The 9989-nt window shown below is 43.7% G+C and carries 11 protein-coding genes; 6 read left to right on the plus strand and 5 right to left on the minus strand.

All coding sequences use genetic code 11. The features are described from left to right. Positions 1–217: 217 nt before the first annotated feature. Positions 218–976: a Nif3-like dinuclear metal center hexameric protein gene (locus AB4384_RS22185; RefSeq protein ID WP_372130132.1), complete on the minus strand. Its 759-nt coding sequence runs from the start codon at positions 974–976 to the stop codon at positions 218–220. A gap of 90 nt (positions 977–1066) precedes the next feature. On the opposite strand from AB4384_RS22185, the gene AB4384_RS22190 reads away from it, so the two are divergent. Further along, positions 1067–1825 (plus strand): DUF1853 family protein, encoded by a 759-nt coding sequence (locus AB4384_RS22190; protein ID WP_172379876.1) that lies wholly within the window; start codon positions 1067–1069, stop codon positions 1823–1825. A 121-nt stretch (positions 1826–1946) separates the two neighbouring features. Here AB4384_RS22190 and pgm read toward each other — a convergent pair whose 3' ends face one another. After that, a complete protein-coding gene (pgm, locus tag AB4384_RS22195) occupies positions 1947–3593 on the minus strand; it encodes a phosphoglucomutase (alpha-D-glucose-1,6-bisphosphate-dependent) (protein ID WP_372130133.1) in 1647 nt (548 codons plus the stop codon). A gap of 92 nt (positions 3594–3685) precedes the next feature. Further along, complete coding sequence (gene seqA / locus AB4384_RS22200; RefSeq protein WP_017061953.1) at positions 3686–4225, minus strand: replication initiation negative regulator SeqA; 540 nt, start codon at positions 4223–4225, stop codon at positions 3686–3688. 93 nt (positions 4226–4318) lie between these two features. Between seqA and AB4384_RS22205 the strand changes: the two genes are divergently transcribed. From AB4384_RS22205 to fldA, 3 genes are all read left to right on the plus strand, one after another. After that, entirely contained in the window at positions 4319–5080 is a 762-nt protein-coding gene (locus AB4384_RS22205; RefSeq protein ID WP_017061954.1) for an alpha/beta fold hydrolase, read from the plus strand. Between the two features lie 108 nt (positions 5081–5188). Then, positions 5189–5407: a DUF2788 domain-containing protein gene (locus AB4384_RS22210; protein ID WP_004737900.1), complete on the plus strand. Its 219-nt coding sequence runs from the start codon at positions 5189–5191 to the stop codon at positions 5405–5407. A 58-nt stretch (positions 5408–5465) separates the two neighbouring features. After that, entirely contained in the window at positions 5466–5999 is a 534-nt protein-coding gene (fldA, locus tag AB4384_RS22215) for a flavodoxin FldA (protein WP_010436745.1), read from the plus strand. A gap of 96 nt (positions 6000–6095) precedes the next feature. Here fldA and AB4384_RS22220 read toward each other — a convergent pair whose 3' ends face one another. Then, entirely contained in the window at positions 6096–6602 is a 507-nt protein-coding gene (locus AB4384_RS22220) for a DUF4442 domain-containing protein (protein ID WP_017061955.1), read from the minus strand. A 207-nt stretch (positions 6603–6809) separates the two neighbouring features. Between AB4384_RS22220 and fcrX the strand changes: the two genes are divergently transcribed. Continuing rightward, positions 6810–7256, plus strand: a complete 447-nt coding sequence (gene fcrX, locus AB4384_RS22225) for a ferric iron uptake transcriptional regulator FcrX (protein ID WP_017061956.1) — start codon at positions 6810–6812, stop codon at positions 7254–7256. A 57-nt stretch (positions 7257–7313) separates the two neighbouring features. Then, a complete protein-coding gene (locus AB4384_RS22230) occupies positions 7314–7931 on the plus strand; it encodes a prepilin-type N-terminal cleavage/methylation domain-containing protein (protein WP_032547229.1) in 618 nt (205 codons plus the stop codon). Between the two features lie 132 nt (positions 7932–8063). Here AB4384_RS22230 and glnS read toward each other — a convergent pair whose 3' ends face one another. Next, positions 8064–9731 (minus strand): glutamine--tRNA ligase, encoded by a 1668-nt coding sequence (gene glnS / locus AB4384_RS22235; RefSeq protein ID WP_017063407.1) that lies wholly within the window; start codon positions 9729–9731, stop codon positions 8064–8066. Positions 9732–9989 lie beyond the last annotated feature (258 nt).

The following is a 9989-nucleotide window of genomic DNA, read 5'->3' on the forward strand; positions in this document are numbered from 1 at the left end:
GAACATCAACCCCTTTTCTTTTGTACGCTCTCAACACCGTCATCCTCAAGAATGCGAAGTGAACGAATAAAATAATATCGTCATCCCCAAGAACGAGGGACGAGTGAGTTGGGGATCTCAATCAGTTTATAGAGAACCTTCAGAGATTCCCTATTCCTTCGTCAGTCTAGAGAATGACGCATACACTCGACCCGTATCCCTCATCCCGAATCTGCTCTTATACCGGATTATCGATATCAATAAACTCAACATCCAAACCATGCTCTTTCGCTAACCATTCACCTAGCGCTTTTACACCGTATCGCTCAGTCGCATGGTGGCCAGCAGCAAAATAATGAATGTCTTGCTCACGTGCTGAGTAAGTAGTGCGTTCTGAAATTTCACCAGAGATAAATGCATCAATACCTTGAGAAGCCGCTAACTCAATGTAATCTTGGCCGCCACCGGTACACCAACCGACAGTCGTAATCATTTTGTCTTGGTTTTTTGGAGCGATATGCAGTGGTTTACGATTCAGAACTTGATCGATTTTTGCTGCAAATTCAGTACCTGTCATTGGCGCTTTTAATTTACCAAACATAGCAACCGATTGTGGGTGCCCTTCCAAACCGCCTTCGACTTCAATCTCAAGTAACTCTGCCAATTTTGCGTTGTTGCCAAGTTCAGGGTGGATATCAAGCGGTAAGTGATAACCTAAAAGATTGATGTCATTTTTAATCAGGGTACGAATGCGCTTGCCCTTCATGCCACGAATGGCTTCTGACTCGCCTTTCCAGAAAAAACCATGATGGACTAACAAAGCGTCTGCGTTCAGTTCCACCGCTTTATCAATCAAGGCTTGAGAAGCTGTCACACCAGTAACGATTCGCTTCACTTCTGTTGCACCTTCAACTTGAAGACCATTAGGACAGTAATCTTTAATCTGCTGTGGCTGCAGTTTTTCGTTAAGTAGCTTTTCTAATTGTAAGTTATTCATTTTTCTTTCCAGCTTACCTTTATAATAACGTCGTTATATCAATTTACGGGTAGAATGTCGAAAGCCCCACGATGAGTTTATGAGGAAGAGATGACAGCACTACAACGTTTTTACCAATGGGTCATCGACTCACCACCATTACTAGAAATCAAACCACCGATTTCGGATCTCAGTGCATTCTCTAGCCACCATGCCATCAACTCATCACATACTTATGATGGTAATCCTAGATTAGGTTTCCTCTACCAATATCTATGCGAACAAGTGATCGCTGCCTCACCGAATTACTCGATAAAGCACGACGAGATTCAGATCAATGTGGAAGGCAGAACTCTTGGTGCAATCGACTTTATTCTTGAAGAAGAAAGCGGCCAAAAGCTGGAACATTGGGAAGTGGCGATTAAATTTTATCTACTCCATGAACAAACATGGTTTGGCCCCAACTCTCACGACCAATTAGATAAGAAACTCGCCAGGATGCTCAACCACCAACTCGAAATGTCCTCTTCTGCAGCGTTTATTGAGCAATATCCAGAGATCGATGTCGACTCAAAGCACTTACTGATGCAAGGTCGTCTCTACACCAACCCTTTCTTAGAACAAAGCGTACCTACTGCATGTTTGGGCTACGACATTAACCCAAGCCAAATAAATGGATTCTGGTGTTATCAAAATCAGGCTCATTTAATCACTGAAGCGCTCTACCCTCTCACCAAAGAGCAATGGGCAGCTGGCACGGATGATTTCAGCAGTCAGCCTATCACTGAATTCGGTGATCGCTTCATCCATGGGCAAACAAAGTCGGGGCAATTCTGGTTTGTGATGCCACAAAGTTGGCCACACAGTTAGTCGTCTCAGCTAACTCAGTTACCTTTCCCGCTTATACAAAATCAACACAAATAAAAAGGGCTGATGCTTTCACATCAACCCTTCTTCTATTTACGTAGTAACTCTAGTAATAGAGATTCGATTATAGGCCAGCGGCTGCAAATACTTGGTTAACAATCTCTTGAGCTTCTGCTTCGATTGCTTTCAGGTGCTCTTCACCCTTAAAGCTTTCACAGTAGATCTTGTAGATGTCTTCAGTGCCTGATGGACGAGCAGCAAACCAGCCGTTCTCAGTTGTCACTTTCAAGCCACCAATCGCAGCACCGTTACCTGGAGCGTGTGTTAGGCGTGCAGTAATTGCATCACCAGCCAGCGTCTCAGCAGAAACCATCTCTGGAGATAGTTTCTTCAGCACGTCTTTTTGTGCACCATTTGCTACCGCTTGAATACGGTTGTACTTAGATTCACCGTGTTTAGCGGCAAGTTCTTCGTAGTATTCTTGTGGGTTCTTACCTGTCACAGCTGTGATCTCAGCCGCAAGTAGGCAAAGAATCAGGCCATCTTTATCTGTTGACCAAGGCGTACCGTCTTTACGTAGGAAAGAAGCACCTGCACTCTCTTCACCACCAAAGCCAAACTGGCCGTTGTAAAGACCATCAACGAACCATTTGAAACCAACTGGCACTTCACAAAGCTCACGACCTAAGTCAGCAACAACTCGGTCAATCAATGCGCTTGATACCAGTGTCTTACCAACAGCAACGTCTTTACCCCAACCTTCACGGTTACGGTATAGGTAATCAATACAAACCGCTAAGAAGTGGTTCGGATTCATCAAGCCTTTAGGTGTCACGATGCCGTGGCGATCGTAGTCTGGGTCGTTACCAAACGCTAGAGCGTACTCGTCTTTAAGCGCCAGTAAGCCTGCCATTGCGTATGGAGAAGAACAGTCCATACGAACCACGCCATCTTTATCTAGAGACATGAATTGGAATGAAGGGTCAACCGCTTCACTTACCAGAGTAAGATCTAGATTGTACGCTTTACCAATTTGACGCCAGTAATCAATACCGCTGCCACCCAGTGGATCAACACCAATCTTGATGTTTGCTTTCTGGATCGCTTCCATATCCACGACGTTAACCAAATCAGCAACGTATGGCGCTACTAGGTCGACTTCTTTTACTAGCTCAGACTGTTTAGCCAGTGCGATCGGCGTACGCTTAACACCTTGCATTTGCTCAGCAATGATCACGTTAGCACGGTCTTCAATCGCTTGAGTCAGTTCAGCTTCAGCTGGGCCACCGTGTGTCGGGTTGTATTTGATACCGCCGTCTTGAGGTGGGTTATGCGAAGGTGTGATAACAATGCCGTCGGCTTTTTTGTCATTCACTAGGTTGTGCGTAAGAATCGCGTGCGAGATACCAGGTGTTGGAGTAAAGCCGTTGTTTTCTTGAATAATAACTTCAACACCGTTCGCTACAAGCACTTCGATAACCGTAGAGAACGCAGGCTCAGATAGAGCGTGAGTATCTTTACCTAAGAAAAGAGGGCCAGTTGTACCTTGCTCGGCACGAACTTCAGCAACCGCTTGTGCAATTGCTAGAATGTGGTTTTCGTTAAATGTTGATTTGTCTGCTGTACCGCGGTGACCTGAAGTACCGAAAAGTACTTTATGATCTGGGTTCGTAGCATCCGGTTGCTGTAAGAAATAGTTAGCAACTAAAGCCGGGATATTATGAAGATCTTCCTGCTGAGCTTTCTGCCCAGCACGAGGGTGCATAGCCATTTTTCGACATCCTTATATATAAAATTTTAAAACAAAAAAACCTCATAATATCTTCTTATCCATGGATATTATGAGGTTTAAATCAGATTTCGTTAAATTGAACCTGTTACTTTTTCTATCAATTCTGCTTGGAAATTCATGCGGCTCATAAGCTGCTCAACCATCTGTCTTTTTCGGCTTGTATTGTTATTAGTAATAACCCAAAAAGGACTTTGTGGAATAGCTTTAGGCTTAGTCGTGTTGCCGTTTGCTAGCAACGTCGCTTCGTTATCTGCAAAGTAAACGCGCTTACGGCCTTTTACTTGAGTTGCTTCTGAAAAGCTTAAAGGGTCGATTTTATGCAGTGTTGATAACACAAGCATGAAACGATCAATGGCTTTCTTTAGTGATGCAAACTCATCTGATATTAGTAGTGAGCGCATTTCTTTAACGCCATCGAACTTCTCTGGAGTAAAGCCTACCTCTTTGCTAACAACGATACCTTTTGGCTCAACGATCTCTTCGATCGGAGCCATGCCTTGGCTATCAACCTGTAACAAGCGGCGCAGAATATCTGAAGCGCTTTCGCCAATACGTTCTGTCTGACCCGCAATAAAACGGTATAGGTCCTCATCAACCTCAATTGTTTTCATTCGCTTTTCACAATCTCAATGTTTAAACTCTGGGGGATTATAGCGAGATCCGCGCGGATACTCTACGTCAAACCCACCATGAATAAGATAAAAATGTCAGTACAGCTCAACTATAAAATTGAAGGTGAGGGTCACACCATTGTTTTGATCCATGGATTATTCGGTAATCTGGACAACCTTGGCTTGCTCGCTAGGGATCTAAAAGCCGATCATCAGGTACTTAGTATCGATCTCCGCAACCACGGTCAATCCTTCCATAGTGACACTCATAACTATCAAGCGATGGCACAAGACGTGGCTCAACTGCTGCATGATCTTAAGTCAGAAGACGTCACTGTGATTGGTCACTCGATGGGTGGCAAAGTAGCGATGGCACTGACACAACATCTTGCGCTGCATAAATTGATTGTCTTGGATATGGCTCCGGTCGCGTACACTCAGAGTCGCCACGACAACGTATTCGCAGGCCTGCAAGCCGTGATAGAAGAAGAGCCGACTTCACGCTCAGATGCACTCAAGGTTCTCGCAAAACATATCGAGATCGATGGCGTTCGCCAGTTTTTAACCAAATCTTTGTTCAAAACAGAGCAAGGCATCATGGAATGGCGCTTCAATGTTGCTTCGTTATTGAGCAACTACCCACATATTATTGGTTGGGAACCGATCGAGAAAACCTCGGTCAAAACCTTGCTCATTAAAGGTGGGGATTCAGATTACCTCACCGCAGAACATCAAGCAGCCGTTCAGCAGCAATTTTCTAACGCAAAAGCGCATGTCATTGCCAACACAGGTCACTGGCTGCATGCTGAAAAACCAGCAGAAGTACTTAGAGCAATTAGAAAATTCATCGCTTAACTGCGCTTTTTCGTGCAGATAAATGAGAGCTGTGTAATTACTGCAGATTAACTTTATCTCACAACAGTGATATAGTGCGCCCAAGCAAAATTGGTATATAAGGTTCCCATGCTTTACGACTACATGAACATCATCGAATCTGTTGGTTTAGATCTCCTGTTTGCCGCGATTTTCTTTTTAATCGGTATGGCAATTAAGGACGTTCTCAAGCAGGGAAATGTTCCTCCATTTGGTCGTCGCATCGTATGGTTAGTACTTTTCCTTGGCTGTGCGGGTTTTATCGCCAAAGGGATAATCCAACTAAGCTGGGAAGGAACTGGGATCTAACGATTCTCTTCCGAACTTTATTACACCGACAACAGACAAAATGAAAGGTAATGATTCTATGGCAAGTGTAGGTCTCTTCTTTGGTAGCGATACAGGTAACACTGAAGCTGTTGCTAAGATGATTCAAAAGCAATTGAGCAAACAGCTCGTTCACGTTCAAGACATTGCAAAAAGCAGCAAAGAAGATATCGATAACTTCGATCTACTGCTGCTTGGTATCCCTACGTGGTACTACGGCGAAGCACAATGTGATTGGGATGACTTTTTCCCAGAGCTAGAAGCTATTGATTTCTCAACTAAGCTTGTTGCTATCTTTGGTTGTGGCGACCAAGAAGATTACGCAGAATACTTCTGTGATGCTATGGGTACTATCCGTGACATCGTTGAAGCGAAAGGCGGTACTATCCTAGGTCACACATCAACTGAAGGCTACGAATTCGAAGCATCGAAAGGTTTAGTTGAAGGCGATGACAGCCAATTCGTTGGTCTATGTATCGATGAAGACCGTCAACCTGAGCTAACTGATGAGCGCGTATCTAACTGGGTTAAACAAATCCACGAAGAGATGTGCCTAGCAGAGCTAGAAGACTAATTCTCTAGTGGTTGTTAATTGTTACAGTTAATAACCATTATGTAGATATGAAAAAACCTCCTTATAGGAGGTTTTTTGCTATTTAAAATCTATTAATTAGCACTCAGCCTCTAATGCTTCATCATCATCTCTAAATTGCGGCTTCTTTCTTACATAGAGGGTGCGTTGAATTTCTGAAACCACATTACCCTGCTTATCTTTCACGTGAATAATAAATTCGGGGAAACACTTTTCACCGAGTTGCGTCTGACGATAGATATCGTCAAGCTGCCCTTGCCTTATCTCAAAATCTGCATACAAGTCCGATTGCCCCGGCTTGATGAAGTTAATGCTCGCTTCTTTATCCCAAACATAATATCGTTCACCTAAAATTCCCATTAACATCAATGAGTAAACGGGATCGGTAAGAGAAAAGATACTGCCGCCATATTGAGTACGATTGGCGTTCTTATTCCACCAGCGTAGCTTAAGTACTGTCTTAACAACCCTAAAGTCAGTGCTAATGTGGGCTATTCGAATACCCGCTCCCCAAAAGGGAGGCCAAATATTAAGAGCAAATTTTACAATGTTGGGTTTATATATTTTTGCGAGTTGCTTATTCATAACAACATTCCATGTTCATATCAGAAACACCGTCACCTTGACTGGTCGTACCTCCACTATAAGTGAGATACTTCCAATTTACAAAACAGATTGTGATGTCAGTAAGTAACCCTTTGAAGTTCGTGGTTTATTGTTATGCCTGACTAAACTATAATGGTATTAATATTGAATTCTGTTAATTGCTGCAGATCATCAACAGGAAAGTATATGTCAGACAATAATCAAGCGCTAAAAGATGCAGGTCTTAAAGTGACCCTTCCACGGCTCAAAATTTTAGAAGTATTACAACAGCCAGACTGCCAACATATTAGTGCTGAAGATTTATATAAGAAGCTGATCGACCTAGGTGAAGAAATCGGTCTTGCAACCGTTTATCGAGTACTTAACCAATTCGATGACGCTGGCATTGTAACTCGTCACCACTTCGAAGGCGGCAAGTCTGTATTTGAACTTTCTACACAGCACCACCACGACCACCTTGTATGTTTAGATTGTGGCGAAGTGATCGAATTCTCTGATGACATCATCGAAGAAAGACAGAAAGAGATTGCTCAGCGTTACAACGTGCAACTAACAAACCACAGTTTGTACTTGTACGGCAAAAGCATTAACGGAGATTGCAAAGGCAATCCAGACGCGCATAAAGCGAAGTAGTAATACAGAACGCTGGCTTAGGCCGGCGTTTTTTATATAGGGCATCATAAAGTATCCATGAAAAGAATCCCGCTAGTTAAGGCTTTTACTTTAATTGAGATGTTGGTTGTTGTAGTGATTATTGCAGTGCTTGCTATTGTTGCCCTTCCCCGTTTTCTTAACATTCAAACCGATGGCCGTATCGCTCTGTTTGACGCTGCTCAATCTCAATTTCAAACTGCGATCACGTTTGCTCACAGTAAATGGCTGGTCAGCGGCGGCGGCAACGCTGAAATGAATGACATGCCAGGTTTTGGGGAAGACGGAGACGGCAATGCTCAATTGGACATAAATGACGTCGGCTACCCACTCGGCGTCGATAAAGGCAACCCTATGGGGCAGCCTTACAACATAGGTCAAGGTGACCAAGGGTGTGTGTCAATATGGAATGCCATTATGACAACCGACCTGACCGCTACTACAGACCCGAACCAGTCCAACAATTTTGATTTTATTACCCGCCGTCAAAACCATAGTTTTGTTGCCAAAGACGGTACTCCTCAAAACAAACTCGCGCTTTGCTACTTCATCTACACTGGAGTCGATTTCGACAGCGATCCTGGTAATGCAGGTTATGTTTTCTGGTACAACTCACGCACGGGTGAAGTAACCCAACAAGACCCTAATAATCCCTAAAACTCTGGCTCTAGTGCTTAAAACGCTAGTTGGTCACTAGAAACACCTTGGTAATCAAATTTAAGACACAAAAAAACCGGCTCTAAGCCGGTTTTTTATTGGGTCGTTTTTAACAAACTAAATACTCAAGCATTAAGCTTCAGTTTTACCCCATGTGTCACGTAGACCAACCGTGCGGTTGAAGACTAGTGCATCTGCTTTAGAGTCTTTCGAATCCACACAGAAGTAACCTGTACGTTCAAACTGGTACGCTTGCTCTGCCACACCTTCTGCTAAGCTAGGTTCAACAAAACCATTTAGCGTAACAAGAGATTCAGGGTTTAGCGTTGCAGCGAAGTCATCAGCAGCGGCTGGGTTTGGCACTGTGAATAGACGATCGTACAAACGAATCTCAGCAGGCAGTGCTTTATCAGCAGATACCCAGTGGATAACGCCTTTCACTTTGCGGCCATCTGCAGGGTTCTTACCCAATGTTTCATTGTCGTAAGAACAGAAGATAGTCGTAATGTTGCCTTCTGCATCTTTTTCGATACGTTCAGCTTTGATCACGTAAGCACCACGCAGGCGAACTTCTTTACCTAGAACCAAACGCTTGTACTTTTTGTTTGCTTCTTCACGGAAGTCGTCACGTTCGATCCAAACTTCGCGTGTAAATGGAACTTCACGAGTACCCATTTCTGGCTTGTTCGGGTGGTTTGCAACCGTTAGCGTTTCTACTGTATCTGCTTCGTAGTTTTCGATAACGATCTTAACTGGATCCAGAACAGCCATTGCACGAGGTGCATTTTCGTTCAGATCATCACGGATGCAAGATTCAAGTGAACCGAACTCAATCATGTTCTCTTGCTTAGTTACACCAATACGCTTACAGAATTCACGAATCGAGCTTGAAGTAAAACCACGACGACGTAGGCCAGAAATAGTAGGCATGCGTGGGTCATCCCAACCTTGAACTAGGTTTTCAACCACAAGTTGGTTCAGCTTACGCTTAGACATCACTGTATATTCAAGATTCAGGCGGCTAAACTCGTACTGACGAGGTTGGCAGTCAATCGTGATGTTATCTAGAACCCAATCATACAAACGACGGTTATCTTGGAATTCAAGCGTACAGATAGAGTGCGTAATACCTTCCAGCGCATCAGAGATACAGTGAGTAAAGTCGTACATTGGGTAAATGCACCACTTGTCAGCCGTTTGATGGTGGTGAGCAAAACGAACACGGTAGATAACAGGATCGCGCATAACCATGAACGAAGAGCTCATGTCGATCTTAGCACGTAGACACGCTTTACCTTCTTCAAAGCCACCGTCACGCATTTTTTCAAACAACGCTAGGTTCTCTTCAGGGCTGCGGTCACGGTATGGGCTCGCTTTACCAGGCTCTTTTAGCGTGCCACGGTACTCACGGATTTGATCAGGACTTAGCTCGTCAACATACGCTAAGCCTTTATTAATTAATTCCACAGCATAAGCGTAAAGCGTATCGAAGTAGTTTGATGAGTAACAAATATCACCAGACCATTCGAAGCCTAACCAGCTTACATCATTCTTAATTGACTCAACGTATTCAACGTCTTCTTTTTCAGGGTTTGTATCATCGAAACGAAGATTACATTGTCCCTGGTAGTCCTGAGCAATACCAAAGTTCAAGCAAATAGATTTAGCGTGACCAATGTGCAGGTAGCCATTTGGCTCCGGCGGGAAACGAGTATGCACGCTACTGTGTGTACCATCCGCTAAATCTTTATCAATAATTTGGCGAATGAAATTCGATGGACGAGCCTCAGCTTCACTCATCTATAGCACCTCTATGTATTTAGTATTGTCAGAGAAAGTTATCTTTCGTCCCCAAGAAAACGGTCGCTTATAGCGCCAGTCAAAGATAGAAAGATCATTGTTGCTAATCATCCACAATTCTTAGCCTTTGCACAATAAGAACCGTCCGTTAATTGCGATTATTTCTGCTATTCGATGAAGAATAGAACGAACCGTGTTCGCTGGTCTTAAACTGCAGGCACAAAAAAGCCTCCCATGTGGGCTGTCTCTTGATCACAA

This window comes from Vibrio sp. 10N.261.51.A4 (assembly GCF_041471945.1).
Lineage (GTDB): Bacteria > Pseudomonadota > Gammaproteobacteria > Enterobacterales > Vibrionaceae > Vibrio > Vibrio crassostreae_C.

Coding starts and splice junctions, on each gene's coding strand:
- AB4384_RS22185 (WP_372130132.1), bottom strand. CDS start 976: ATGAATAACTTACAATTAGAAAAGCTACTTAACGAAAAACTGCAGCCA.
- AB4384_RS22190 (WP_172379876.1), top strand. CDS start 1,067: ATGACAGCACTACAACGTTTTTACCAATGGGTCATCGACTCACCACCA.
- pgm (WP_372130133.1), bottom strand. CDS start 3,593: ATGGCTATGCACCCTCGTGCTGGGCAGAAAGCTCAGCAGGAAGATCTT.
- seqA (WP_017061953.1), bottom strand. CDS start 4,225: ATGAAAACAATTGAGGTTGATGAGGACCTATACCGTTTTATTGCGGGT.
- AB4384_RS22205 (WP_017061954.1), top strand. CDS start 4,319: ATGTCAGTACAGCTCAACTATAAAATTGAAGGTGAGGGTCACACCATT.
- AB4384_RS22210 (WP_004737900.1), top strand. CDS start 5,189: ATGCTTTACGACTACATGAACATCATCGAATCTGTTGGTTTAGATCTC.
- fldA (WP_010436745.1), top strand. CDS start 5,466: ATGGCAAGTGTAGGTCTCTTCTTTGGTAGCGATACAGGTAACACTGAA.
- AB4384_RS22220 (WP_017061955.1), bottom strand. CDS start 6,602: ATGAATAAGCAACTCGCAAAAATATATAAACCCAACATTGTAAAATTT.
- fcrX (WP_017061956.1), top strand. CDS start 6,810: ATGTCAGACAATAATCAAGCGCTAAAAGATGCAGGTCTTAAAGTGACC.
- AB4384_RS22230 (WP_032547229.1), top strand. CDS start 7,314: ATGAAAAGAATCCCGCTAGTTAAGGCTTTTACTTTAATTGAGATGTTG.
- glnS (WP_017063407.1), bottom strand. CDS start 9,731: ATGAGTGAAGCTGAGGCTCGTCCATCGAATTTCATTCGCCAAATTATT.